General features: G+C 72.4%; 22 protein-coding genes. 10 read left to right on the top strand and 12 right to left on the bottom strand.

The annotated features are described in order from the left end of the window. Nucleotides 1-58 precede the first annotated feature (58 nt). Nucleotides 59-1,087 (top strand): xanthine dehydrogenase accessory protein XdhC, encoded by a 1,029-nt coding sequence (gene xdhC, locus AACH11_RS17150; RefSeq protein WP_341375479.1) that lies wholly within the window; start codon nucleotides 59-61, stop codon nucleotides 1,085-1,087. Nucleotides 1,088-1,215: 128 nt separating this feature from the next. Here the strand turns inward: xdhC and AACH11_RS17145 are convergent, their stop codons facing one another. Then, nucleotides 1,216-2,022 (bottom strand): Crp/Fnr family transcriptional regulator, encoded by an 807-nt coding sequence (locus AACH11_RS17145; RefSeq protein WP_341375478.1) that lies wholly within the window; start codon nucleotides 2,020-2,022, stop codon nucleotides 1,216-1,218. A gap of 126 nt (nucleotides 2,023-2,148) precedes the next feature. Between AACH11_RS17145 and AACH11_RS17140 the strand changes: the two genes are divergently transcribed. Together AACH11_RS17140 and AACH11_RS17135 are read left to right on the top strand one after the other, a co-directional pair. Next, nucleotides 2,149-2,844, top strand: a complete 696-nt coding sequence (locus AACH11_RS17140; protein WP_341375477.1) for a hemerythrin domain-containing protein — start codon at nucleotides 2,149-2,151, stop codon at nucleotides 2,842-2,844. Nucleotides 2,845-3,091: 247 nt separating this feature from the next. Next, complete coding sequence (locus AACH11_RS17135; RefSeq protein ID WP_341375476.1) at nucleotides 3,092-5,077, top strand: sensor histidine kinase; 1,986 nt, start codon at nucleotides 3,092-3,094, stop codon at nucleotides 5,075-5,077. 8 nt (nucleotides 5,078-5,085) lie between these two features. Here the strand turns inward: AACH11_RS17135 and kdgD are convergent, their stop codons facing one another. Continuing rightward, nucleotides 5,086-5,997: a 5-dehydro-4-deoxyglucarate dehydratase gene (gene kdgD / locus AACH11_RS17130; protein WP_341375475.1), complete on the bottom strand. Its 912-nt coding sequence runs from the start codon at nucleotides 5,995-5,997 to the stop codon at nucleotides 5,086-5,088. Nucleotides 5,998-6,167: 170 nt separating this feature from the next. On the opposite strand from kdgD, the gene AACH11_RS17125 reads away from it, so the two are divergent. Both AACH11_RS17125 and AACH11_RS17120 read left to right on the top strand, forming a co-directional pair. Beyond that, a complete protein-coding gene (locus AACH11_RS17125; protein ID WP_341375474.1) occupies nucleotides 6,168-7,103 on the top strand; it encodes a restriction endonuclease in 936 nt (311 codons plus the stop codon). 149 nt (nucleotides 7,104-7,252) lie between these two features. Beyond that, on the top strand, nucleotides 7,253-7,633 hold the full coding sequence (locus AACH11_RS17120; RefSeq protein ID WP_341375473.1) for a signal peptide prediction: 381 nt from the start codon (nucleotides 7,253-7,255) through the stop codon (nucleotides 7,631-7,633). A gap of 73 nt (nucleotides 7,634-7,706) precedes the next feature. Here the strand turns inward: AACH11_RS17120 and AACH11_RS17115 are convergent, their stop codons facing one another. Continuing rightward, nucleotides 7,707-8,540 carry an SDR family NAD(P)-dependent oxidoreductase gene (locus AACH11_RS17115; RefSeq protein ID WP_341375472.1) on the bottom strand — a complete coding sequence of 278 codons (834 nt, stop codon included), beginning with the start codon at nucleotides 8,538-8,540 and terminating at the stop codon, nucleotides 7,707-7,709. Nucleotides 8,541-8,851: 311 nt separating this feature from the next. Here AACH11_RS17115 and AACH11_RS17110 point away from each other — a divergent pair, with 311 nt between their 5' ends. From AACH11_RS17110 to AACH11_RS17100, 3 genes are all read left to right on the top strand, one after another. After that, the gene (locus tag AACH11_RS17110) at nucleotides 8,852-9,715 is read left to right on the top strand and encodes an IclR family transcriptional regulator (RefSeq protein WP_341375471.1); all 864 of its coding nucleotides are present in this window, start codon (nucleotides 8,852-8,854) and stop codon (nucleotides 9,713-9,715) included. Next, nucleotides 9,715-10,737, top strand: a complete 1,023-nt coding sequence (locus AACH11_RS17105; protein ID WP_341375470.1) for a 2-dehydro-3-deoxygalactonokinase — start codon at nucleotides 9,715-9,717, stop codon at nucleotides 10,735-10,737. The genes AACH11_RS17110 and AACH11_RS17105 overlap by 1 nt, the downstream gene beginning before the upstream one ends. 113 nt (nucleotides 10,738-10,850) lie before the next feature. Continuing rightward, a complete protein-coding gene (locus AACH11_RS17100; RefSeq protein ID WP_341375469.1) occupies nucleotides 10,851-11,501 on the top strand; it encodes a 2-dehydro-3-deoxy-6-phosphogalactonate aldolase in 651 nt (216 codons plus the stop codon). Between the two features lie 22 nt (nucleotides 11,502-11,523). On the opposite strand, the gene AACH11_RS17095 is transcribed toward AACH11_RS17100, so the two are convergent. The 6 genes from AACH11_RS17095 to AACH11_RS17070 all read right to left on the bottom strand — a co-directional run bounded on the left by AACH11_RS17095 (nucleotide 11,524) and on the right by AACH11_RS17070 (nucleotide 18,257). After that, nucleotides 11,524-12,249, bottom strand: coding sequence for an ABC transporter ATP-binding protein (locus AACH11_RS17095; RefSeq protein ID WP_423228771.1), 726 nt, complete (start codon nucleotides 12,247-12,249; stop codon nucleotides 11,524-11,526). A gap of 62 nt (nucleotides 12,250-12,311) precedes the next feature. Continuing rightward, nucleotides 12,312-13,256, bottom strand: a complete 945-nt coding sequence (locus AACH11_RS17090) for an ABC transporter ATP-binding protein (RefSeq protein WP_341375467.1) — start codon at nucleotides 13,254-13,256, stop codon at nucleotides 12,312-12,314. Between the two features lie 32 nt (nucleotides 13,257-13,288). Further along, nucleotides 13,289-14,242, bottom strand: a complete 954-nt coding sequence (locus AACH11_RS17085) for an ABC transporter permease (protein WP_341375466.1) — start codon at nucleotides 14,240-14,242, stop codon at nucleotides 13,289-13,291. Nucleotides 14,243-14,278: 36 nt separating this feature from the next. Beyond that, complete coding sequence (locus AACH11_RS17080) at nucleotides 14,279-15,379, bottom strand: ABC transporter permease (RefSeq protein WP_341375465.1); 1,101 nt, start codon at nucleotides 15,377-15,379, stop codon at nucleotides 14,279-14,281. A 13-nt stretch (nucleotides 15,380-15,392) separates the two neighbouring features. Further along, nucleotides 15,393-17,018 (bottom strand): ABC transporter substrate-binding protein, encoded by a 1,626-nt coding sequence (locus AACH11_RS17075; protein ID WP_341375464.1) that lies wholly within the window; start codon nucleotides 17,016-17,018, stop codon nucleotides 15,393-15,395. Between the two features lie 84 nt (nucleotides 17,019-17,102). Continuing rightward, nucleotides 17,103-18,257 (bottom strand): mandelate racemase family protein, encoded by a 1,155-nt coding sequence (locus AACH11_RS17070; RefSeq protein ID WP_341375463.1) that lies wholly within the window; start codon nucleotides 18,255-18,257, stop codon nucleotides 17,103-17,105. Nucleotides 18,258-18,501: 244 nt separating this feature from the next. Between AACH11_RS17070 and AACH11_RS17065 the strand changes: the two genes are divergently transcribed. After that, complete coding sequence (locus AACH11_RS17065; RefSeq protein ID WP_341375462.1) at nucleotides 18,502-19,395, top strand: FadR/GntR family transcriptional regulator; 894 nt, start codon at nucleotides 18,502-18,504, stop codon at nucleotides 19,393-19,395. 132 nt (nucleotides 19,396-19,527) lie between these two features. On the opposite strand, the gene AACH11_RS17060 is transcribed toward AACH11_RS17065, so the two are convergent. Then, nucleotides 19,528-19,971, bottom strand: a complete 444-nt coding sequence (locus tag AACH11_RS17060; protein ID WP_341375461.1) for a helix-turn-helix domain-containing protein — start codon at nucleotides 19,969-19,971, stop codon at nucleotides 19,528-19,530. A gap of 175 nt (nucleotides 19,972-20,146) precedes the next feature. Here AACH11_RS17060 and tnpC point away from each other — a divergent pair, with 175 nt between their 5' ends. Then, the gene (gene tnpC / locus AACH11_RS17055; RefSeq protein ID WP_341375460.1) at nucleotides 20,147-21,604 is read left to right on the top strand and encodes an IS66 family transposase; all 1,458 of its coding nucleotides are present in this window, start codon (nucleotides 20,147-20,149) and stop codon (nucleotides 21,602-21,604) included. A gap of 701 nt (nucleotides 21,605-22,305) precedes the next feature. On the opposite strand, the gene AACH11_RS17050 is transcribed toward tnpC, so the two are convergent. Continuing rightward, nucleotides 22,306-23,055: a FadR/GntR family transcriptional regulator gene (locus AACH11_RS17050; RefSeq protein ID WP_341375459.1), complete on the bottom strand. Its 750-nt coding sequence runs from the start codon at nucleotides 23,053-23,055 to the stop codon at nucleotides 22,306-22,308. Beyond that, nucleotides 23,052-24,017 (bottom strand): DNA-binding transcriptional regulator KdgR, encoded by a 966-nt coding sequence (kdgR, locus tag AACH11_RS17045; RefSeq protein WP_341375458.1) that lies wholly within the window; start codon nucleotides 24,015-24,017, stop codon nucleotides 23,052-23,054. Before kdgR ends, AACH11_RS17050 begins: the two co-directional genes overlap by 4 nt. Between the last annotated feature and the right edge of the window lie 85 nt (nucleotides 24,018-24,102).

The following is a 24,102-nucleotide window of genomic DNA, read 5'->3' as shown; positions in this document are numbered from 1 at the left end:
GATGCGCCCCGGACACCCCGCAGCCCCCCCCGGCACGGACCACCCCGAGCCGACCGACGTGCCCGTTGCAGGCGCCGACGCCGACGCCGGCTTCCCGGCCCCGCAGGATCCGCTGCACGCGCAGGCCCGGCAGTGGCTGGCCGCCGGGCGCGCGGCGGTGCTGGTGCAGGTGCTGCAGGCACGCGGCTCGGTGCCGCGCGGCGCCGGCACGCGCATGCTGGTGGCCGCCGACGCGCTGGCCGGCACCATCGGCGGCGGCCACCTCGAATGGCGGGCGACCGCCGCGGCGCGGGCCCTGCTGGCGCGGCGTGCGGACCCGGACCCGGACCAGGACCAGGACCCGATGCCGGGGCCCGGGCCGGCCGGAGCCGGAGCCGGAGCCGGAGCCGGAGCCGCAGCCTCAGCCTCAGCCTCAGCCACCAGCACCAGCACCAGCACCAGCACCGACGCCGACGGCTGGCAGCGGCTGCCGCTGGCCCTCGGCCCCAGCCTGGGCCAGTGCTGCGGCGGCGCCGTGACGCTGGGCCTGCGCCCCCTGGACGCCGCCACGCTGGCCGCCTGGCCAGCCACCGAGGCGCCCCGCCTGCGGCTGCAGCTGCACGGCGCCGGCCATGTCGGCACCGCGCTGGTCCGGCTGCTGCAGGCCCTGCCGCTGGCCGTGCAGTGGGTGGACGAGCGCCCCGGCGCCTTCGACGAGAGCCCGGCCGGCACGCTGCTGCAGGCGCTGGCTGCGGCACGGTCGGCCGCTGGCCCGGACGATCCCTGCGCCCTGCAGCCCCTGGCCAGCGACGACGCGGTCGCCGAGGTGGCCGCCGCCCCGCCGGGCTGCGTCTATCTGGTGATGACGCACGACCACGCGCTCGACGAGCGCCTGGTCGAGGCCGTGCTGCGCCGCGGCGATGCGCGCTGGCTGGGCCTGATCGGCTCGGCCAGCAAGCGCGCCCGCTTCGAGCACCGGCTGCAGGGCCGCGGCCTGGACACGCGCCCCCTGGTCTGCCCGGTCGGGCTGCCCGGCATCGACGGCAAGGAGCCGGCCGTCATCGCGGTGGCCATCGCCGCCCAGCTGCTGGCGCTGGCGCCGGATTGAGCGCCCGGCCGGCGGCGCCAAGCCCGGGGCGGCGCACCACCCGGCATACCACCCGGCGCCTCCTCGCGGCCACGGCCACTGCCGCGGTGACGGTGACGGCCGCCGCCGCCATCACGACCGCGACGCGCTCAGGCCAGCGCCAGCCGGCCCAGCGCCTCGACGTCGAGCACGCGCAGCGTGTAGCCGCTGACCTCGATCACGCCCTGGCGGGTGAAGCTGCGCATCAGCCGCGACAGCGTCTCCGGCGTGATCGCCAGCTGCGAGGCCACGTCGCGCTTGCGCTCGTGCAGCCGCACCATCGCCTGGCAGGGCTGACCGCTCACCGGCTCGCAGCGCTGGTGCAGCCACTGCGCGAGACGGGCCGGCGCATCCTTGTGCATCAGCTCGTGGGTCTGGTCGGCCAGGCGATGGACCTCGCCGGCCAGCGCCTGGGTGATGGCGGTGGCCAGCTGCGGCAGCGCCTCCAGCGCCGCCCGCAGCGCATCGACCGGCAGCTCGACCACGGTGGCGGCCGACTGGGCGACCGCATCCATCGCGTGGGTGGCGCCGATCCAGGCCGACGCCTGGTCGATCCAGGCCGGGCCGCGCACCACGCGCTCGGTGCGGAAGACGCCATCGGCCGTGCGCAGGCCGAGCGCGACCTCACCGCTGCGCAGGGCGAGCAGCGCACGCGCCGGCTCGCGCCGCTCGGCCAGCGTCTGGCCGGGGCCGACGGCGCGCACGCGGGCCAGCCCGTCGAGGGCCAGCGCCTCGGCGCCGCCGAGCGCGTCACCGAACAGGGTGCGCCACAGCGAGGCGTCGTCGGTCGTCGCGCCGGACAACTGGCGCAGACGACCGGCATACACGGTGGTCACACGCTCGCCGGCGGTCCGACGGGCGGCAGGCCGGTCGGACGGCAGCCCGTGGACGGGCGGTACGGCAGTGATCGGATCCATCGTCTTGTCGGGGTTCTCCAGGGGTGGGCCAAATGTCAGCCAGCCACGGGAGTGCCCGCTTGCGATGGATCAACCCCCACTGCCAGACGCCCCCCCGAGGTCGGCCCTGCTTTGACAATCCGGGCCATGAGCCCGCTGCTGCAACCCGGATCGTCCCCCGCCGTCGGCTTCGAGAGCCCGTTCGAGATGCTCGACGCCTGCCATGAACGGGTGCGCCGCAGCCTGGATCTGCTGGCGCGGCTGATCACGCATCTGGAGCGGCAGGGCATCGACGCGGCCGCCCGTGATGCGGCCCATGATGTCTGGCGCTATTTCACGATCGCCGCGCCACAGCACCACCAGGATGAGGAGCGTCATGTCTTCGCCTGGGCCGCCCGCAGCGGGCGGGCCGATCTGGCCGCGGCCGCCGGCCGGCTGCAGATCGAGCACCGGGACTTCGACCGCCAGTGGCACACGCTGGGCCCCCTGCTGCTGGCCCTGCACGGCCGGCCCATCCCGGGCAGCGCCGTGACCTCGCCTGCAGGCGCGCACGGCACGCACGGCGCACACCCCGTGCACGGCGACCCGGACGGCGCGCACGACGCCATCCCGCCCCCGGATCTGGCCGCCCTGTGCGCGGCCGCCCGCCACTTCATCGACAGCCACCAGGACCACCTGGCGCTGGAGGACGGCCTGCTGCTGCCGGCCGCCGCGCAGGCCTTCCGGCAGCAGCCGGCAGCGGCGCTGCAGGCGATGGGCGACGAGATGGCGGCCCGGCGTGGCGCCCCGCGGCCGGCCGGTCCAGCCGCGCCCGGGGATCCGGCCCGCGCCGCGGACGGCTGAGGCCCGCCCGCGGGCCCGGTCCGCCGGGCGGCGCCCATGTCCGCACCGGTCCGCCGCACCCGGCGGGCGCGCTGCGGGAATTCACCGACACGCCGGCCCGTGCCGCCCGTCGCGCAAGACCGGCCGAACGTGCCACAGTGGGCCCATGTCCGCACCCAGCAGTACCCGGCCGGACGCCGATTCCCCCGTCGCGCCCCGGCCGGCACGTCCCCGATCAGGGCCCTGCGCCCCGCCACCCGAGCCTCCCGTGCCGCCCCGCCACGCGCTGCGCATGCTGGTGCTGGGCGTGGGCGCCGGCCTGGCCCTGGTCTGCCTGTTCGTCGCGCTGCACCTGTGGCTGCGGCTGGAGCAGGCCGACGAGGAGGGCCGGCAGGCCGCCCAGCGCGCCGCGCTGGGCCTGGAGAACACGCTGCTGTCGCAGGTGCTGGCCGTCGACGTCGCGCTGCAGGCGGCCAGCGACGAGTTCCAGGGCGCCCGGCGCGACGGCAGCTTCCGCGCCGCCGACTGGGTCGAATGGCTCGACAGCTGGCGCGGCCGCCTGCGGCTGGAGGCGCTGCGGGCCACCGACGAGACGGGCCTGGTGCGCTGGGGCGCCGGTGCCGAGCAGGTGCAGGGCCTGCGCGTGGACGACCGCCCCTATTTCCGCCAGCTGCGCGACCAGCCCGGCAGCACGCTGGTGATCGGCCGGCCGCTGCGCTCGGTCATCAGCGGCCGCACGGTGCTGCCGCTGGCGCGCGCGCTGCGCGACGCGGAGGGCCGCTTCGCCGGCATGGTCTACGCGTTCATCGCGGTCGAGCCGCTGGCCAGCGCACTGTCGGCCTCGATCGGCCACGAGGCCGAGCTGCTGGTCTACGACGCCGAGGGCTGGCCGCTGCTGCAGCGCCCGACCCCGCTGCGCAGCGACGACGGACCGCAGCCGCTGCAGGCCCCGGGGGCGATGCCGGCCCCGCCGCCGGTCATGCCCACGACGGCGACCACGACCGCGACCGCAGCCACGACCAGCAGCGCGCCACCGCACCGCGGCATGGCCGGCGACCTGGCCAGCCCGGTGGACGGCGCGGGCAGCGACACCGGCCTGGCCGCCACGATGCGGGCCCCGGCCGACTGGATCGATGCCGCCGCCCTGCGGGCCTGGATGGCCCGCGGTGGCGCCGGCACGCTGCAGCTGCTGCACACGGACGCCGCGCCGGCGCGCCATGTGGCCACGCGTCAGGTCGGGCGTTATCCGCTGTGGGTGGCCAGTGCCGTGCCGCGCGAGCGCTTCCGCCACCAGGTCGCGCGCGACGCGCTGCCCGGGCTGGTGCTGCTGGCGCTGCTGGGCATCACCGCGCTGTGCATGGGCCAGCTGCTGTGGCGGGCCTGGTTGCGGCGCGAGCACACCCATGTCGAGCTGGTGCTGGCCCATCGCCGGCTGCAGCAGGTGCGTCAGGAGGCCGAGGCCGCACGGCAGTCGGCCGAACGGGCCAGCCGCGCCAAGTCGGTCTTTCTGGCCGTGATGAGCCACGAGATGCGCACGCCGCTGAACGGCGTGATGGGCTTCGCCCATGTCGGGCGGCGGGACCCGGCCTGCGGCCCGCGCGCGCAGCAGCTGTTCCAGCGCATCCTCGATTCAGGCCAGACGCTGCTGCAGCTGATCAACGACGTGCTGGACTTCTCACGCATCGAGGCCGGCAAGCTGTCGCTGCAGACGCAGACGGTCGACCTGATGCCCCTGCTGCAGCGGGTGCGCGACACGGTGCAGCCGCAGCTGGCACCCGGCGTGCAGCTGCGGCTGGAGACGCCGCCGGACACGCCGCTGGCCCTGAGCACCGACCCGCTGCGGCTCGAACAGGTGCTGCTGAACCTGATGTCCAACGCGGCCAAGTTCACGCCGCAGGGCGAGGTGGTGCTGCGCGCGGCGCTCGGCGCCGCACGGGACGATGGCACGGCGCCATCGGGCGCGGGCGCGGCCGCCGCCGCGGCGGACCCGGCCGCCACCGACGGCCTGTGGCTGGAGGTGCGCGACACCGGCATCGGCATCGCCCACGACCAGATCGACCGCCTGTTCGAGCCCTTCGAGCAGGGCGAGCGCGAACGCATGACGCGCCAGACCGGCACCGGCCTGGGCCTGGCCATCACGCGGCGCCTGGTGCAGGCCATGGGCGGGCGCATCCAGGTCAGCAGCGCGCCCGGGGCCGGCAGCCGCTTCGCCGTCTGGCTGCCGCTGCGGCGGCCGGACGGTGGCGCGGCCTGAGCCGGACCTTACTGCGGGCCCAGCTTGGCGATCAGCGCGGCCAGCTCTTCACGCTCGGCCGGCTTCAGGTCCGACAGCGGCGGGCGCACCGGGCCGGCACCGTGGCCGACCAGATCCGCACCGGCCTTGACGATGCTGACCGCATAGCCGTGGCCCTTGTTGCGCAGCGCGATGTAGGGCAGGAAGAAGTCGTCGATCAGCTTCTCGCAGGTCGCGCGGTCACCGGCGGCCAGCGCGTTGTAGAAGTCCATCGCCGTCTTGGGCATGAAGTTGAAGACGGCCGACGAGTACACCGGGCAGCCCATCGCGTGGTAGGGCGCGGCATAGACCTCGGCGGTCGGCAGGCCGCCCAGATAGCTGACGCGGTCGCCCAGACGGCGGCGCACCTGCACGAAGTGCTCGATGTCGCCCACGCCGTCCTTGTAGCCGATCAGGTTCGGGCAGGCCTCGGCGATGCGCTCGACCGTCTCCGGCGCGTAGCGGGCGCCGCCGCGGTTGTAGAGCACCACGCCGATGTCCACGCTCTTGCAGATGGCGACGACATGGTGGTAGAGGCCTTCCTGGCTGGCTTCGGTCAGGTAGTGCGGCAGCAGCAGCAGGCCCTGGGCGCCCTGCGCCTGCGCGGCCTTGGCGTACTGGATGGCCAGCGGCGTGCCGCCACCGGCACCGGCGATGATGGGCACGCGGCCCTTGCAGGTGTCGACCGCGACCTTGACCACCTGGGCGAACTCGCCCGGCTCCAGCGAGAAGAACTCGCCCGTGCCACCGGCGGCGAACAGCACCGTCGCGCCGTAGGGCATCAGCCACTCCAGGCGGTCGGCATAGCCCTTGGCGTTGAACGACAGGTCGGCGTTGAAGTCGGTCAGCGGGAAGGACAGCAGACCGTGCGACATGGCCTGCTTGATCTCTTGCGGATGCATGGAGCGTCTCCGGGGGGTGGCGTTGAGGTACGTCATCGTACAACTCAAATCACATCTTGCCAAGATCAGGGATCACCCGTGGTCCACGGCCAGACCTTCCACGGCGCGCGGCGCAGCGGGCCGCCGATGGATGGCAAGATCGCGACCCCGTCCGCTGCCCGCCCCAGACGATGAGCGTCCCGACCTACGATCGATTCATTGAGCCTCTGCTGCGTTTTCTCGCGACCTGCCCCGACGGGGCGCCGGCCCGCAATGCCCATGAAGCGGCCGCGAACGCCCTGGGTTTGACGCTGGAGCAGCGACAGGAGCAGTTGCCCAGCGGTGCACAGGCGATCTACAAGAACCGCGCAGGCTGGGCGCATGACCGACTCAAGCGCGCGGGACTGTCGGCCAGCCCCCGGCGCGGGCACTGGCAGATCACGGCAGCCGGCCAGGACTATCTCGCCCGGCATCCGGCGCCGCTGACGGAAGCGCACATCGAGCAGTTGGCATCCGTTCAGCTCGACGTCCCGCTCAGCAGTGCACCCGTGACGGTCGACAGCCACGTCGCGACACAGGCACCTGAGCTGACGGGCGAAGGCATCACCACATTGAGCCCTGACGATCGACTGGAACAGGCCTTGGCTGAGCTGCGTCAGAAGGTCGTCGCCGACTTGCTGGAGATCTTGTCGGGTGTCTCGCCAGGGTACTTTGAGTCCATCGTGCTGGATGTACTGCACCGCATGGGCTACGGTGCCAACCGGGGCGATCTTCAACGGGTGGGGGGCTCCGGAGACGCTGGCATCGATGGCGTGATCGCGCTCGATCGGCTGGGCCTGGAAAAGGTGTACGTGCAGGCCAAGCGCTGGCAGGGCACGGTCGGGCGCCCCGATATCCAGGCGTTCTACGGCGCGCTGGCCGGTCAGCGCGCACGCAAAGGCGTGTTCATCACCACGTCGGGCTACACAGCCCAGGCCATCGATTTCGCACGCTCGGTCGACGGCATCGTGCTGGTCGATGGGCGCCGGCTGGCGGACCTGATGATCGAGCACGAGGTCGGCATCTCGACACGGGTGCTGAAGCTGCCGCGGCTGGACAGCGACTATTTCGACGAGGACGCTTCCTGATGCCCCGAAGGCAGCGACATGGAACCGTTTCGGCAACGCTTCCTTTCGCATGGCGGCGCATAAGCAGCAAGGAAGCGAAGGCAGGTGATGCCGCCAGACGGAGCCCCGCCCAGCGGAGGCTGTCCGCTCACGCCGCCGGACCGTGGGCCGTGCGCGCCTGGGCCCTGCCCTGCAGCGCGCTCGGGCTGGCGGCCGGCGCGCTGCTGGCGCTGGCCGGGGCGCGGGCGCGGCGTGTCGACGGCACGCTGGAGATCGGCCTGCGGGCGCGGCAGCACGAGGTGCCGCGCTGGGCGCGGGCCTGCCCGTTCGGCGCCATCACGCTGGGCCACGTGATCGTCGGCCAGAGCCACGAGATGCTGGCGCGGCTGCGCGCGCACGAGCAGGTGCACGTGCGCCAGTACGAGCGCTGGGGCGCGCTGTTCCTGCTCGCCTATCCACTGGCCAGCCTGTGGGCCGGGCTGCACGGCGGCGACCCGTACCGCGACAACGTCTTCGAACGCGAGGCCGTGCGCGGCGAGGGCCGGGGCTGAGCGGCGCACCGCGCCACCCAAAGCCACACGACCCCCAACACGACCATCACCGGCCGCACCGCGATCCGGCGCCTCAGGGCATGAACTGCCCGCCGTTGACCTCGATGCACTGGCCGGTGATGTAGCCCGAGGCCGCCGGCGAGGCCAGGAACAGGAAGGCCGGCGCGCATTCGGCGGGCTGGCCGAAGCGGCCCAGCGGGATGCCGGCCGACACCCGCTGGCGCGCGGCGGCATCCTTGTCGGCATGGAAGGCGGTGTCGAAGGTGCCGGGCGAGACCAGGTTGAAGCGCAGCCCGTCGGCGGTGTGGAAGGCCACGCAGTGCTTGACCAGGTTGTGCAGCCAGGCCTTGGCCGCGCCGTAGAGGCCGGCGCCCGGACCGCCGCCGGTGTGGCCGGCCACCGAGCCGACCAGGATCACCGCACTGCTGCAGCCGCGTGCGCGGGCCGAGGCGGCCAGATGCGGCAGCGCGCAGCGGGTGGCGTGCAGGGCCGAGCGGGCGTTGAGATCGGTCACCGCATCGAAGAAGGCGTCGTCGATCTGCGCCAGCGGCCGGCGCGCGACCAGGCCACCGGCGTTGTGCACCAGCGTGTCCAGGCCGCCGGCCCAGGCCACGGCCTCGGCCACCAGGCGCTCGGTCTCGGCGGTGTGGCGGATGTCGGCGGCGATGAAGTGGGCGTCGCCGCCGTCGGCACGCAGGGCCTGCAGCCGCGGCGCCAGATCCTCGGGCGTGCGGCGGCCGTTGAAGACCACGCGCGCGCCCTGGGCGGCGAAGGCCTGCACCGCCGCCCAGCCGATGCCCTCGGTGGCGCCGGTGATCAGCACGCGCTGGCCACGCAGGTCGGGAAAGGCCGGCCGCGGGCCGGTGGCAGGGGCGTGGGCGTTGACGGGGTGGGCGAGGTCGGTCATGGGCACGCGGAGATCAGGTCAGTGGACGCCGTCAGATCCCGGATGTCGGGACTGCACGAGGGAGTTCACGGCCGCATCGGTCGGCCGGGCCGCACAGTCTGAAACCGTGTTTCGATGCCGTCAATCGGCCCGCCATGTGGGATTCTTTCGGGAGGAAGATCCGCCTGGGCCGAGCGGCCGTGGTGGCCACGTCCGTCCACCACGACGGGAGCGCCGGACCAGACGGACCAACCCGGGGATCAAGTCCCGATATATGGACAGATGGTCCGGAATTTGACCGCGGGCTCCGGGCGCTCCTAGCATCGGCGGCCATGCCCGATCCCGCAGCCGTTCCGGTCGACCCACCCGCTGCCCCAGCGCCGCCCCCGGTGCTGGCGGTGCCGCCGGCCTCCGGCACCCAGACGCTGTGGCGCGGCCTGGCGGTGCTGGAATGCGTGGCCCAGGGCATCGGCGATCTGCGCGGCATCAGCCAGCGCCTGGGCACCGCGCGCAGCACCACCCACCGCCTGCTGGCCAGCCTGGTGCAGCAGCGCTATCTGCACCACCTGCCGGCCCAGGGCTATGTGCTGGGCCCACGCCTGCTGTGGCTGGGCCAGCGCGCGCAGGAGCAGCGCCCGCTGCTGGCCCTGGCCCGGCCCGAGCTGCAGGCGCTGGCCCGCCAGACCGGCGACACGGTGCATCTGGGCGTGATCGACGACGCCCAGGTGCTCTACCTCGACAAGGTGGGCGCCGGCCAGGGGCTGGAGATGCGCTCACGCATCGGCCAGCGCATGCCGCTGGCGACCACCGGCATCGGCCGCGCGCTGATGCTGGGCCTGGCGCCCGAACGCTGGGAAGCGCTGTACCAGCGCGCCGCCGGCCGCCACGACGCCCTGCCCGACAAGCCGCCGCCGCCGGCCTGGGCGGACTGGTGCGCCACGATGGAACGTTATGCCGACCAGGACTGGGTGATGGACCTGGAGGAGAACGAACGCGGCATCCGCTGCGTGGCCGCTCCGGTGCGGGAGCTGGGCGGCCGCGTGGTGGCCGCCATCAGCGTGGCCAGCGCCGTGCCCTGCATGGACCCGGTGCGCATGCAGGCCCTGGGGCCGCAGGTGCGCGCCCGGGCCCGTGCCATCTCGCGCCTGCTGGGCTGGCAGGACGGCACCCGGACCACCGATGCAGGAGATGCGTGATGAGCCTCAGGATCGACGTCAGCGCCCCGACCCCGGACCCGATACCGCACGACGCCGCCCTGCTGGCGCTGGACTGGGGCACGACCCGCCTGCGCGCCTTCCTGATGGCCGCCGACGGCCGCATCCTGGCCACGCGCGAGAGCCCGCAGGGCCTGGGCGCGCTGGCCGGCCAGGGCGCGGCCGCCTTCGAGGCCGCGCTGCAGACGCTGTGCGCCGACTGGCCGCTGGACGGCCTGCCGGCGATCGCCGGCGGCATGGTGGGCGCGGTCGGCGGCTGGCGCGAGGCGCCCTACCGCGACTGCCCGGCCGCGCTCGCCACGCTGGCCGATCCGGCGCTGGCCGTGCAGGTCGACTGCGCCCGCGTGCGCGGCGGCCGGCTGACGCTGCTGCCCGGCCTGCGCTGGCTGCCGCCGGCCCCGGAGCTGCCCGACGTCATGCGTGGCGAGGAGGTGCAGATCGCCGGCGCGCTGGCGCTGCAGCCCGCGCTGGAGGCCGACAGCTGGCTGCTGCTGCCCGGCACCCATGCCAAGTGGGCCCGTGTGCGCGACGGCCGGGTGCTGCACTTCAGCACCCACATGACGGGCGAGCTGTATGCGCTGCTGCGCCGGCAGTCGCTGCTGGCGCGGCTGATGCCGGCCGAGGACGCCGCCGCCGATGCCGCCGATCCCCACGGCGCCGGCTGGCGCGCCGGCCTGGCGCAGGCCGCCCGCGCGCAGCCCGGTGATCTGGGCCATGCGCTGTTCGGCGCCCGCACGCTGGGCCTCAGCAGCCGGCTGCCGTCGGCTGAACTGCCCGGTTATCTCTCGGGCCTGCTGATCGGCCAGGAGCTGCGCTGCGGCCTGCAGGCGCTGACCGCCGACCCGGCGCCGCTGGTGCTGATCGGCGAGGCCGCGCTGTGCGCCCGCTATGCCGACGCGCTGCGGCAGCTGGCGCCGCAGCAGCCCGCCCCGCTGCAGCTGGGCAACACCGCGCCGCACGGCCTGTGGCACTGCGCGCGGCGCGCCGGCTGGCTGGACGGCTGACCGACACCGGCACGCCGCCCGGGCCGCGACCGGCCCCGCCCGCTGCGCCCACTTCGCCGACCTCGCCAACAGCGCCCTTTCCGACCGCCGCCCGCCGTGCCCCTGGAGCCCCGATGCCCCCCCCGCTGACCGACACCCTGCCCCGCTGGCAGGCCGCCTTCGCCCGCTGCCCGCTGGTGGCCATCCTGAGGGGCCTGCCGACCGCCGACGCGCTGGACGTCGGCCGCACGCTGGTCGATGCCGGCTTCACGCTGATCGAGGTGCCGCTGAACTCGCCCGATCCGCTGGCCAGCATCGCCGCGCTGCGGGCGGCCCTGCCGCGCGAGGTGCTGGTGGGCGCCGGCACCGTGACGACGATGGCCCAGCTCGACGCGCTGCTGGCCCTCGACGCCGAACTGGTGGTGATGCCGCACACCGATGCCGCGCTGGTGCGGCGCGCGGTGCAGGCCGGGCGCATCGCCCTGCCCGGCGTGCTGTCGCCGACCGAGGCCTTCAGCGCGCTGGCCGCCGGGGCCCCGGCGCTCAAGCTGTTTCCGGCCGAGCTGGCCAGCCCGGCCGTGTGCAAGGCGCTGCGCGCGGTGCTGCCGCCGGGCACGCCGATGCTGCCGGTCGGCGGCGTGACGCCGGCGCTGCTGGCGCCCTACCGCACCGCCGGTGCGGCCGGTGCCGGCCTCGGCTCGCAGCTGTATACGCCGGGCATCGCGCTCGACGAGCTGGCCCGGCGCGCCGCCGCCTACCGCCAGGCCTGGGCGGACGCGGGCTGAGCGCGGGCCACGGCCCGTCAGCTCAGGCCAGGCAGGCCTCCCACAGCCGCCGCGTGGCGTCGGCCCGCACCCGGCCTTCGCGCAGGTCAGCGGTGTCCAGCGTCTCGACGACGCGGCCGGCGCTCATCACCGAGGTGCGGTCGCACAGGTGGACCAGCACGCCCAGGTCGTGCGTGACCAGCACCCAGGTCAGGCCGCGCTGGGCGCGCAGATCGGCCAGCAGGTTGAGGATCTCGGCCTGGACCGAGACATCGAGCGCCGAGGTCGGCTCGTCCAGCAGCAGCACCTGCGGCTCCAGGATCAGCGCGCGGGCGATGGCCACGCGCTGGCGCTGGCCGCCCGAGAGCTGGTGCGGCAGCCGCGCGCGGAAGGCCGGGCCCAGGCCGACCTGGGCCAGCACGGTGTCGATGCGGTCGTCCACGTCGCCCAGGCGGTGGATGTGCAGTGGCTCGGCCAGGGCCTGGGCCACGCTGTGGCGCGGGTGCAGGCTGCCGTAGGGGTCCTGGAAGACCATCTGCATCAGGCGGCAGCGCTGCGGCGTCAGCGTGTGGCCGAGCGGCTGGCCGTCGACCGTGATGCGGCCGCGCCAGTGCGCGTACTGGCCGGCCAGGCAGCGCAGTACCGTCGTCTTGCCGGAGCCGGATTCGCCGAGCAGGCCGTAGGCCTCGCCGCGGCGCACCTGCAGGTCCACGCCCTGCAGCACGTCGACACGGCCGAAGGCCAGGCCGAGTCCGGCGATGTCGATCATCGGCGCCTCGGCGGCGGACGCCGGCGCACGGGGAAACACGGGATCCATGATGGACGGACTCCTCAGATCGACGGTTGAGCGCGGTGGCTGGCGGCGGTGGCCGGCACGGCTGCGGCGGGTCGCGGCCACATGGCCTCGTCCGTCGGTGCCGTCAGCCAGGCGGCCTCGCGCTGCAGCACCGGCAGGCGGGCGCGGCGCTCGCCCAGGCGCGGCAGTGCGGCCATCAGGCCCTGGGTGTAGGGATGGCGGGCGGCGTCCAGCTCGGCAGCGGGCAGCGACTCCAGCACCCGGCCGGCATACATCACCAGCACGTGGTCGCAGAAGCGGCGCACCAGCGGCAGATCGTGCGAGATGAACAGCAGGCCCAGGCCGCGGGCCTCGACCTGCTCCTGCAGCACGTCCAGCACCTGGGCCCGCACCGAGACATCGAGCGCCGAGGTCGGCTCGTCGGCGATCAGCAGCTCGGGCTCGGTGATCAGCATCATCGCGATCATCACGCGCTGGCCCATGCCGCCCGAGACCTCGTGCGGGTACAGCCGTGCCACGCGCTGCGGCTCGCGGATGTGCACCGCATCCAGCATGGCCAGCATGCGGGCCTGCGCCTCGGCGCGGCCGATGCGGTGGTGGGTGCGGCAGGCCTCGACGATCTGCTCGCCGACGCGCATCACCGGGTTCAGCGAGTACTTCGGGTCCTGCATGATCATCGAGATGCGGCGCCCGCGCAGGCGCTGCAGCTGCGCCGCGTCGGCGCCGCGCAGGTCCTCGCCGTCGAGCGACAGGGCGGCCGCCTCGACGTGGGCACTGGCCGGCAGCAGGCCCAGCAGCGCACGGCCGATGGTGGACTTGCCCGAGCCGCTCTCGCCGACGATGGCCAGCTTGCCGCGCCGCAGGTCGAAGGACACGCCGCGCACGGCATGGGTCTCGCGGCCGTCCTGGCGGAAGCGCACGTGCAGGTCACGCACGTGCAGGCCGGCGGACGACGCCTGAGGATGATCGTCAGCGCGCATGGCGCCGGACACCGGGGACAGGTTCGGGGCGGTCATGCGGCACGCGCGTCCATCAGGTCATAGAGGCCGTCACCCAGCAGGTTGAAGGCCAGGCTCACCAGCAGGATGGCGCCGCCGGGCGCGGCCACCGTCCACCAGGCTTCCATCATCGTGCGCCGGCCTTCGGAGACCATGGCGCCCCATTCCGGCGTCGGCGCCTGTGCGCCCAGGCCGAGGAAGCCCAGGCCGGCGGCCGTCAGGATGATGCCGGCCATGTTCATCGTCAGGCGCACCACCACCGAGGGCAGGCACAGCGGCACCAGGTGGCGCCACAGGATGCGCGCGGCCCCCGCACCCTGCAGCCGCACGGCGACGATGAAGTCGGCGCGGCGCAGCGTCAGCGTCTCGGCCCGGGCCAGGCGGGCGATCGGCGGCCAGGCCGTCAGCGCGATGGCGATCACCGCATGATCGAGGCCAGGGCCGAGGGCGGCGACGAAGGCCAGCGCCAGCACCAGGCTGGGAAAGGACAGGAAGATGTCGGTCACGCGCATCAGCAGCGCATCGACGCGCCCGCCGTACCAGCCGGCGACCACGCCCACCGCCAGCCCCACCGGGCCGACGATCAGCGTGACCAGGGCCACGATGTAGAGCGTGATGCGCGCACCGTGCAGCACGCGGCTGTAGAGGTCGCGGCCGAACTCGTCGGTGCCGAACCAGTGGGCGGCGCCCGGTGGCTGCAGCGCGCGCGACAGGTCCTGGGCCAGCGGATCGTGGGTGGCCAGCAGCGGCGCGGCGGCGGCCGCGGCCAGCAGCAGCGCCAGCACCAGCACGCCGGCACGGGTCAGGGGGTTGGCCATCAGGCGGCGCCACTGGCGGCGGCGCTCGTCGCGGCGCTCGGCCAGGGCGGCGCGGGCCGCCTGCTCGCGGGCCTCGGCAGCGGGTACCGGGCCGCCCGTGCGGGCAGCGGCCGCCGGGGCCGGCCCCACGGATCGGGACAGGGCAGTCATCAGGAATCTCCGGTCAAGGATGGCTGTGGCGGACGCTCAGTCGCGGCCGCTGCGGGTACGGGGGTCGAACACCTGGTAGAGCAGGTCCGACAGCAGGTTCAGGCCGATGAACAGCAGGCCGACGAGCAGCACCGAGCCCATCACCGCGTTCATGTCGCCGAGCATCAGGCTGCTGGTCAGGTACTGGCCGAAGCCGGGCCAGCCGAACACCGTCTCGACCAGCACCGCGCCCTCCAGCAGGCCGCCGTAGGTCAGCGCGACGATGGTCAGCAGCTGCACCCGGCAGTTGCGGAAGGCGTGGCGCCACAGCACGGCGCGCTCGCCCAGGCCCTTGACGCGGGCGGCCAGGATGTACTCCTGACCGAGCTGGGCCAGCATGAAGCTGCGCGTCATGCGGGCGATGCAGGCCATCGCGTGCAGGGCCAGGATGGCCGCCGGCAGCAGGATGTGGCGCAGCGCACTGCGCCAGACATCCCACTCACCGGCCCAGGCCGCATCGACCAGCAGCAGGCCGGTGCGCGGCGCGACCAGGCCGTCGAACTCCAGCGCCACGCGGCCGCTGCCGCCGGCCCAGCCGAGCACGGCATAGAACAGCAGCAGGCCCATCATCGCGAACCAGAACACCGGCGTCGAATGGCCGATCAGGCTGATCAGGCGCACCGCATGGTCGACCGCGCGGCCACGCCGGGCCGCCGCCCACACGCCCATCGGCACGCCGAGGGCCGTGCCCAGCACGATGGCCAGCGTGGCCAGCTCGACGGTGGCCGGGAAGACGCGGGCGATGTCCTCGCGCACCGGGTTGCCGCTGAGCACCGAGCGGCCCAGATCGCCCTCGGCCAGGCTGGCCAGATAACGACCGAACTGCACCGGCAGCGGCTGGTCCAGGCCGAGCGTGGCGCGCACCTGCTCGTAGGTGGAGCGGTCGGCGTCCGGCCCGACGATGGACAGCACCGGATCGACCGGCATCACGCGGCCGATGAAGAAGGTCAGCGCCAGCAGGCCGGCCAGCGTGGCGGCGACGCCACCCAGGCGACGGGCCCAGGCGGCCAGCACGGGCAGCGCCCGGGTCCAGGCGGCCGGCCCGTGGGAGCCCGCCGCCGCCCTGCCGACGTCCGCGTCGGCGATCGAGGAGGCCATGTCCGTCTCCTCCTCAGGCCGCGCGTTGCTTGGACACACCGTGCAGCCGCGTCGTGGCCGACGGATGGCTCTGGTAGCCCTTGACGTCCGCGCGCAGCAGCACCGTCTCGACCATCTGCGAGATCGGCACGATGGCGCCGGCCTCCTGCTCGTACAGGCGCTGGGCGTCCTGGTACATCTTCAGCTGCTTGCCCTCGTTGCGCTCGATGAGCGCGGCATCGATCAGCTCGTTGAGCGGCTTGCTCTGGAAGCCGGTGCGCCAGCCCTGGAAGTTGGTCAGCCGCGCCGCGTCGCTGTTGTCCGGGTTGTAGGCCAGCGAGCGCAGGCTGGAATACGGGTGCGGCTCGGCGCCACCGCCACCACGGCCGACGACGAGGTCGAACTTGCGCTCGCGCATCGCGCCGTAGATCAGGTTGCCGGTGCCGGTGATGATCTGGGCCTCGATGCCGGCCTGGGCCAGCGTGGCCTGCAGCGCGGTGGCGATGTGGGTGAACGGCGGCTCGGCCACCGCGCGGATGGTGGTCTTGAAGCCGCTGGCCAGGCCGGCCTCGGCCAGCAGCTTCTTCGCCGCGGCCACGTCCAGCCGGTAGCCGGGATTGGGCAGGACCGCCGGCAGGCCGCGCTGCACCGGGCGCTGGTGCAGCACGCCGTAGTGCGGCATGACGGTCTTGTTGATGCCCTCGTGGTCGATCAGCTGGCGCAGCGCCAGGCGCACGCGCTTGTCGGCGAACGGGCCTTCCTTGGCATTGGCCGCCACGTAGTAGATCGTGCCGCGCTGCACCGCCTGCAGTGCGATGCCGGGTTTGGCCTTGAGCGCCTCGATGTCGGGCGGCGCCATGCCGGTGGCCACGTCCAGATCACCGCGTTCGAGCATCAGGCGCAGGCTCTGCGATTCGGCCAGATGGCGCCAGATCACGCGGCGCAGCTTGGCCGGGCCGCGCCAGTGATCGTCGAAGCGGCTGGCCATCAGCACCTCCTTGGCGCGCCAGGCATCGAGCCTGAACGCGCCCGAGCCGGCCGCGTTGTTGACCAGCCAGCCCGCCCCCAGGTCGCCGTCCTTCTCGCGCGTCAGCACCGCCTTGCGGTCCAGCGCCACCGCGCTGACCGAGGTGGCCAGCGTGTAGAGGATCAGCTGCGGATCGCCCGGCTCGGCGAAGGTCAGCGTCAGCGTCTGCGCGTCGTCGGCGCGGATCAGCTGCTCGACGTTGTCCTTGGTGTAGCCATAGCTCTTCCACACCGTGGCCAGCGCCAGGTTCAGCTTCAGCACCCGGTGCAGCGACCAGGCGATGTCCTCGGCCGTCACCGGCTGGCCGCTCTGGAACTTCGCGCCCTTGCGCAGCGTGAAGCGCCAGGCCTTGCCGTCGGGCGTCAGCGCCCAGCGCTCGGCCAGGCCGGGCAGCACCTTGTGCGGATCGGTCGCGTCCAGCACCACCAGCGGGTCGTAGAGGTTGGCGATGATCTCGGCCACGTCCAGGCCGGTGGCATTGGCCGGGTCCAGCGACAGCAGGTTGTTCATGCTGAAGCCGATGACCAGCTGGTCGGCCGGGGTCTCGGCGCGGGCCATCGTGGCCGGCAGGCCGAACGCCGCGCCGGCGGCGGCCGCGCCCAGCAGGCCGCGGCGGGTGAGGTCGAACGTCATGGGTCTGTCTCCTTCATCGATCGGTCAGGCGCCGGCCGCGGGGCGGCAGCGTCCGCAGCGGGCCGCGGGGCGCGGCCGCCGCCGTCAGAACTCGCGCAGCGTGTGCGCGGCGATGTGGTCGAAGTCGATGTCCTCGCCCAGGCCCGGGGCCTGCGACAGGTGGACGAAGCCGTCGGCATCCATCGGATCGGCCAGACGCCTCAGATAGGCGGGTACCTCGTCGTAGTCGAGGAAGGGGTGCAGCAGGCCGCGCTCGTACCAGCGGCCGTTGCGGATGGCCGCGCACACCGCCAGATTGGCCGCGCCGTTGCCGTGCACCTCGCAGTCCATGCCGAAGGACTCGGCCAGGTGCGCCACCTTCAGCGTCGGCGTGATGCCGCCCACGCCCGGCACACCGGCGCGCAGGATGTCGCTGGCGCCGGCCTTGACCCACTCGGCCCGCGCGTAATGCTTGCCCGACAGGCTCTCGGGGCCGAGGATGGGGATGTCCAGCTGCCCGGCGAGCCAGACGTAGGACGCCATGCTCTGCTCGTTCATCATCTCCTCGAACCAGGTGAACTGCAGCTTCTCGAGCGCGCGGCCGATGGTCAGCGCGTCCATGCGGCTGTAGTTGTGATAGCCGTCGAGCATCAGCGCGATGTCCGGGCCCACCGCCTCACGCACGGCGGCGCAGGCCTTGATGTCCATCGCCACGCTGGGGGCGAAGGCCACCGGCGGCATCCAGGTGTGCAGCTTGATCGCCTTGTAGCCGCGGGCCACCAGCTTGCACGCGAACTCGGCGTACTCGTCCGGGGTGGACAGGCCACCCTTGAGCTCGTCACCGCACATGGTGCTGCCGTAGGCCGGCACCTTGTCGCGCCAGCCCCCGATCAGCTGCCACACCGGCACGCCCAGCGCCCGGCCGGCCAGATCCCACAGCGCCTGGTCGACGACGGCCAGCGCGCGGTCCGTCAGCTGGCCGGCGCTGCCGCGCTGCCAGTGCTCCAGCTCATCCCACAGCGCCTCGCGCATGTAGGGGTGGCGGCCGATCAGCACCTTGCGCACGAAGGCATCGAGCACATGCGGGCGGATCACCTCGCAGGGGCCGAAGGCATGGCCCTGGTGGCCGTCGTCGGTGGTGATGGTCATCATCGCCAGCCTGGCCTGCGTCAGCGGGCCCGGGTGGCTGTGGCCAGCGGCATCGGTCGCGCGGCGGCTGGGGTAGCTGAATTCCGTGACGCGCACGGTCTCGATCTTCATGGTCGGGTGTCCATCGACAGTCGCCAAGTCATACGATGACAAGGCGGTACAGGAGACCGAATCAGCACGCGTCAGGCGGCAGTCATCGGATGAATGCAGCGATGCTAGGCCCGACGATGTCAGACATCATCGGAGAAAACCCGCATTCCAGCGCCCAATCCGCCGACACAGACTCCCGATCACCCGAAAGTCATCCTATGATGACCACCCAAGACATACGACGACAAACCCACACCGACATCCGATGAGCGAGACCCTCACCCTGCCGACGGCCCTGACGACCGCGGCCGAGACGGCCGCACCGCGCCCCCGCTCGCTGGCCCAGCGCCTGGTCGAGACGCTGTGCGCCGAGATGCGCGACGGCGTGCTGCCGCCCGGCACCCGGCTGCCGACCGAGCCAGTGCTGATGGCCCGCTTCCAGGTCAGCCGCACCGTGGTGCGCGAGGCGATGTCGCGGCTGCAGGCCGCCGGCTGGGTGCTGACACGGCATGGCGTGGGCACCTTCGTCTGCGACCCGGCCGACGCGACCGGCCTGCCCTCGCCCGTCGACCGGGCCGCCGCGGCCCAGCCCGCCACGCTGGAGGACAAGCTGGCCCTGCTGGAGCTGCGCATGGGCCTGGAATCGGATGCGGCGGCGCTGGCCGCCCAGCGCCGCAGCGAGACCCAGCTGGCCCAGCTGGCCGCGCAACTGGAGGCTTATGCCGGCGCCGTGTCCACCGGCCAGCCCACCGCCTCGGCCGACGCGCTGTTCCACCTGCTGGTGGCCCAGGCCACCGGCAACCGCCACTTCGAGGACGTGCTGCGCCACGTCAGCCGGGCGACGATCGAGCGCGGCGCGGCGGATGCGATGGGGGGTGCGGCGGGTGCCGTGGGTGCCACGGGTGCAGCCGGCGCCACGCCACGCCCGGCGCTGCAGGTGACGGCCCAGCATCCGCTGCCGGCCGCCACCGCCTCACGCGGCGACCCCGCCACGCCGGCCACCGACGCGCTGCTGCGCGACAAGAGCCACGCCCTGGCCGAGCACCGCGCGATCTACGACGCCATCCGCCGCGGCGACCCCCAGGCCGCCCGCGCGGCGATGTTCCTGCATCTGGACCAGAGCCGGCAGCGGCTGCGGGCGCTGGCGGGGTTGGGCTGAGCGCGAACGCGCTGCCCGTCACAGCAGGGCACCTGTTGCCGCAGCGCCGCCAACGTCACGCGCTCTTCGGCCTGCATCTGCTGGAATCTTCTCGTCATCTCCACACCTTACCGGATGGCGACGTGTTGCATTTCAGACTTGAGACCGCCGGGCATCGATCAGTTCCGTGCGCAGGTCGCCGCGGGGCACGAGATAGATCGCTTGGTAGATGGTCTCGTGCGAGACGCGCTGGGACAGGTCATCACCGTGCATGCGCTTGAGTCTCCCAGCGATCTGCTCGGGCGACAACGCCCGGCGCAGTTCGCCGCGCACGAAGCGGCCCAGTGGCGAGTCCAGCATCGGGCCCTGCTTGCGCCGACCATTCTTGGCCGCAGTGCGGCGACGGGTGGCCAGCTGCTGCGCAGCCGCCGCCAGATACGGTTTGCCCGCGCTGCGGTTGCGCCCGAGCTCCCGACTGATCGTCGACTTCGAGCGGCCCAGCTGCCGGGCGATCTCCGCCGGCTTCACGTCCTGGCTGCGCAGCAGGCTGATCTGCGTGCGCTCCTCGATGCTCAGGCTTGAATATGCTTGGCCCATCACCTCAGGTCTTTGATTCAGTTCGGGTGTTGCGCTTCAGTTTAGAGTGCGCCCTATCGTTAGGCCGTACGTATTCACCCCTCCCCCCAGCGACCCCCCAGCACAACCCCAGCAGGCTGCCAAGCCTGACGAACAAGCGGTTGTCAGCGGCTGATGCGACGATGAAACTGGCCACATGGCAGACCAACCCCAGCCCCAGGTGAGCGAAGCATCGCAGGCCGCCGACGAGGCCCCGCCGATGCCGGCCACCGTGGAGCAATGCCATGTGGTGATCGGTCAGCTGACGGACGAGTTGAAGGCCATGCGCCTGGCGATCGAGGCGCTCACCGAGCGGGTGTCGTTGAACTCGCGCAACTCGTCGAAGCCGCCGTCATCGGACGGTCCTGGCCGAGGCGGTCGCAGTGCCCGCAGCAGCGGCACGGGCCGCAAGCGCGGGGCGCAGAAGGGCCACACGGGTAGCTTTCGGGCTTTGCTGCCCGAGTCTCAGGTCGACCGCGTCCAGGACTGCAAACCGCCCGAGCGATGTGCGTGCGGCTGTACCGTCGAGGTCACCGGTCAGCCACGGCGCCACCAGGTGTTCGACCTGCCGCCGATGATCAAGCCAGTGGTCAGCGAGTACCGGCTCTACACCGGGGTATGTCGCGGCTGCCGGCGTGCGCATGCAGCGCAGCTGCCGGCCAGCGTGCCCAGTGGCCAGATCGGGCCGCGGGCGCTGGGTCTGGTGGGGATGCTGGGCACGCGCTTCCAGATGCCGCAGATGAAGATCCGCGACCTGATGGCCCAACTGCTGGGCATCGACTTCAGCGTCGGGGCGATCTCGCAGGCCCAGGGCAAGCTGGCGCAAGCGCTGGATGCACCGGTGCATGCGGCGATGGCCGAGGCCCGAAAGGCGGGCGCGGTGCATGTGGACGAGACGCCTTACCCGGGCGAGAGCAGCAAGGGCAACTGGGCGTGGTCGGTGGTGCTGCCCCAGGCCGCGCTCTACACCGTGTTGCCTTCACGAGCACGTTATGTGTTCACCAGCCTGCTGGGCGATCGACCGGCAGGCGTGGTGATCACCGACCGCTACAGCGCCTACGCCCATCTGCCCAGCGAGCGTCGGCAAGTGTGCTGGGCGCACCTGTTGCGCGACTTCAGGCGCATCGCCGAACGCAGCGGCGCAGCCGGTGAGGTGGGTCGGCGACTGCTGGGCTTGGGCTACGTGATGTTCCGACGGCGCCATCGCCTGTCCGAAGCCGATGCCCCGTCGTGCCGCACCGACCTGGCAGGCGTGCGCGTGAGGGTGCGCCAAGCGCTGGAGCGCGGCGCAGCGCTGCTCGGCTGCCCGCGCACCGCCACCACCTGCGCGAACCTGCTGAAGATCGAGCCTGCGCTGTGGACCTTCACGACCCACGCCGAAGTGCCGCCCACCAACAACAGTGCCGAGCAGGCCCTGCGCCCGGTGGTGCTCAAGCGCAAGATCAGCGGCCCGACCCGCAGCCGCCGCGGCGCGAACTTCATCGCCCGAGGCTTCAGCGTGGCCGAGACCTGCCGGCGCCAGGGCCGCGACCTGCTGGACTACCTCCAGCGCTCGGTGTGCGCCTGGATCGACAAGACGGAGCCGCCACAGTTGCTCAAGCCCGTGCTGGTCTGAGGCTGAGGTTGGATGGGTGGGCCTGCAGTGAAGGCTGCGCTACGGGTGGGGGGTGAATACGTACCGTTAGGCCTACCTACGCGATGGGCCTTTTCATTTTTGATTGAGTGGCATCAGAAACTTTCGACAGTCTAGACAATAGGGGATATAACCCGACTTTTGCGATGATCCGCCGCTGGTAGAGGCGGGCTTCACATTTGAGCCACCACATTCCGGACAATTATCTTGAGCAGATTCTTGAAGGACGACTGGAGGGCTCCGCGCTTCATCTACCACTCGGTAATCATATGATTTAATCTTTTGAGAACCACTTGTGGCGCCAAGTCCCTGACTCAGAATCGCCAAGCCATAAACACACAAGCCAAACGGCAAAAATAGTAGGGACGGATTTATCAACAATATCAGTATTACACCCAGAACAGAGCCGAAGCAAAATGCAATCCAGGAGACTCCCGCTATTCCGCCAATAACGATCCAAGCCACTCCCCACAAGACTTGAAATATGTTCATGATTTTATTTCACAGTTAAGAATGCTGATATTTTAATTGCAGATGCCAAAAATATTTGGAACCACTAAATAGATTAAGTTTTCAAATCCACTGCGCAATGTCGATTGACGCGCCCATAACAGGACGGACCGAACAGTCACGCCTCTGACCGATGGCGCGCAAGACACAGTAACGCCCGCCACCCACTCCCATCACGTCACCAACGACCGCCGCCGCCGCTCCCGGCTGTTGCTCAGGTGCATGCGCATCGCCGCCCGCGCGCCCTCGGCGTCACCGGCGGCGATGGCCTCGACGATCGCCTCATGTTCGGCGTTGACGCGGCGCAGGAACACGCGCTGGCGCTGGCGGGCCTCGGCGTCGTCCTCGGCCAGCCGGGCGCGCGGGATGATGCCGGAGCCGAGCGCGCCGATCAGCTGCACGTAATGCCCGTTCTGCGTGGCACGGGCGATCTCCAGGTGGAACTGGTAGTCGGCGGCCACGGTGTCCTGGTCGGCCTCGATGGCCTGGGCGATCTGGGCCACCAGGCCGCGCAGGGTGGCGATCTGCTCGTCGCCGCGGCGCTGGGCGGCGAGTGCGGCGGCCTCGGTCTCGATGCCGATGCGCAGTTCCAGCAGCGCGATCACGTCGTGCAGCGTGGCCAGCTGCTGCGGCAGGATGCGGAAGGCGGGCTCGTCGATCTTCTCGGCGACGAAGGTGCCCACGCCGTGGCGGGTGTTGACCAGGCCGGCGGCCTGCAGGCGCGAGATGGCCTCGCGCACGACGGTGCGGCTGACGCCGAACTCGCCCATGATCTCGGCCTCGGTCGGCAGCTTGACGCCGGGGACCAGGCGGCCGTCGCGGATGCGCTCTTCCAGCGCGGTGACCAGCACCTGGGCGAGCGTGCGCGGCCGGCGGCCGGGCAGCAGGCTCTCGGGCGTGGGGGCGGGTGCGGCGGCGTTCACTGGGCGTTCCCCGAGGTGCGGCCGCGGCTGCGGGCCGGGGTGGCGGCGGGCGCCGGATCCGGCAGGGCCGCGGCCGGGGTGACGGCAGTGACGGCCGCGACGGCCGCCACCGCGGCCGGGCCCAGCCCGGCGCCGGCGGCCAGCACCGTGGCCGGATCCGGCGCCTGGGCCAGCGGCCACTGCGAGCAGCCGAGCGCGCGCGAGACCTCGTCGCTGGCCTCGCGCAGCAGGCCGACGGCCTCGGCCGCCAGCGCGTCGGTGTAGCGGAAGGTGGGGAAGGACACGCTGATGCCGGCCGCCGGCGTGCCGGTGTGGCCGAAGATCGGCACGGCCACGCAGCGGATGTGCTCGTTGAACTCCTCGCGGTCCTCGGCGAAGCCGTTGGCGCGGGTGCGCTCCAGCTCGGCCTGGTAGGCGCCGCGGTCGCAGAGGGTGGCGGGCAGGAAGCGCTTGAACTCGGCGCCGTCGAGGATGGCCTCGCGGGTGGCCGCATGCTCCCAGGCCATCAGCGTCTTGCCGATGGCCGTGCAGTGCAGCGGCGCCCGGCGGCCGATGCGCGAGTACATGCCCAGCATGTGGCGCGAATCGACCTTGTGGACGTAGATGATCTCGCTGTCGAGCAGCGTGGCCAGGTGGATGGTCTCGCCGGTGAGCTCGGACAGGCGCTCCATGTGGGGCTTGCACAGCTCGACCAGATCCGGGTACTGCATGGCCCGGGTGCCCAGCTCGAACAGCTTCATCGTCAGGCCGTAGCGCTCGGAATCGGCCTCGCGCCGGACGTAGCCCAGGCTCTTCATCGTCTGCAGGAAGCGGTAGACGGTGGCCTTGGGCATGGCCAGCCGCACCGACAGCTCGGAGATGCCGGTCTCGCTGCGGTCGGCCAGCGACTGCAGGATCGCGAACACCTTGAGCACCGCGGCCACGGATTCGGGCTGGCGGGCGTCGTTCAGATCGTCGTCCATCTTGTTTTGCTCGGTGTGGATGCGTGTTTCAACGCAGCTGGAAACGCGATTGTCGCCTCAACCGCAGGGACTTTCCTGACAGGCC

Source organism: Pseudaquabacterium rugosum, assembly GCF_038066575.1.
In the GTDB taxonomy this organism is placed as follows: Bacteria; Pseudomonadota; Gammaproteobacteria; order Burkholderiales; family Burkholderiaceae_C; genus Pseudaquabacterium; species Pseudaquabacterium rugosum.
Note: the sequence above shows the minus strand (reverse complement) of the source record. Positions and strands in the feature narration are given on the sequence as shown.

Excerpts from the sequence above, each read along its gene's own strand:
- AACH11_RS17145 (WP_341375478.1), bottom strand. The coding sequence starts at position 2,022 with ATGGATCCGATCACTGCCGTACCGCCCGTCCACGGGCTGCCGTCCGAC.
- AACH11_RS17140 (WP_341375477.1), top strand. The coding sequence starts at position 2,149 with ATGAGCCCGCTGCTGCAACCCGGATCGTCCCCCGCCGTCGGCTTCGAG.
- kdgD (WP_341375475.1), bottom strand. The coding sequence starts at position 5,997 with ATGCATCCGCAAGAGATCAAGCAGGCCATGTCGCACGGTCTGCTGTCC.
- AACH11_RS17125 (WP_341375474.1), top strand. The coding sequence starts at position 6,168 with ATGAGCGTCCCGACCTACGATCGATTCATTGAGCCTCTGCTGCGTTTT.
- AACH11_RS17115 (WP_341375472.1), bottom strand. The coding sequence starts at position 8,540 with ATGACCGACCTCGCCCACCCCGTCAACGCCCACGCCCCTGCCACCGGC.
- AACH11_RS17110 (WP_341375471.1), top strand. The coding sequence starts at position 8,852 with ATGCCCGATCCCGCAGCCGTTCCGGTCGACCCACCCGCTGCCCCAGCG.
- AACH11_RS17105 (WP_341375470.1), top strand. The coding sequence starts at position 9,715 with ATGAGCCTCAGGATCGACGTCAGCGCCCCGACCCCGGACCCGATACCG.
- AACH11_RS17100 (WP_341375469.1), top strand. The coding sequence starts at position 10,851 with ATGCCCCCCCCGCTGACCGACACCCTGCCCCGCTGGCAGGCCGCCTTC.
- AACH11_RS17095 (WP_423228771.1), bottom strand. The coding sequence starts at position 12,249 with ATGATCGACATCGCCGGACTCGGCCTGGCCTTCGGCCGTGTCGACGTG.
- AACH11_RS17090 (WP_341375467.1), bottom strand. The coding sequence starts at position 13,256 with ATGCGCGCTGACGATCATCCTCAGGCGTCGTCCGCCGGCCTGCACGTG.
- AACH11_RS17085 (WP_341375466.1), bottom strand. The coding sequence starts at position 14,242 with ATGACTGCCCTGTCCCGATCCGTGGGGCCGGCCCCGGCGGCCGCTGCC.
- AACH11_RS17080 (WP_341375465.1), bottom strand. The coding sequence starts at position 15,379 with ATGGCCTCCTCGATCGCCGACGCGGACGTCGGCAGGGCGGCGGCGGGC.
- AACH11_RS17075 (WP_341375464.1), bottom strand. The coding sequence starts at position 17,018 with ATGACGTTCGACCTCACCCGCCGCGGCCTGCTGGGCGCGGCCGCCGCC.
- AACH11_RS17070 (WP_341375463.1), bottom strand. The coding sequence starts at position 18,257 with ATGAAGATCGAGACCGTGCGCGTCACGGAATTCAGCTACCCCAGCCGC.
- AACH11_RS17065 (WP_341375462.1), top strand. The coding sequence starts at position 18,502 with ATGAGCGAGACCCTCACCCTGCCGACGGCCCTGACGACCGCGGCCGAG.
- AACH11_RS17060 (WP_341375461.1), bottom strand. The coding sequence starts at position 19,971 with ATGGGCCAAGCATATTCAAGCCTGAGCATCGAGGAGCGCACGCAGATC.
- tnpC (WP_341375460.1), top strand. The coding sequence starts at position 20,147 with ATGGCAGACCAACCCCAGCCCCAGGTGAGCGAAGCATCGCAGGCCGCC.
- kdgR (WP_341375458.1), bottom strand. The coding sequence starts at position 24,017 with ATGGACGACGATCTGAACGACGCCCGCCAGCCCGAATCCGTGGCCGCG.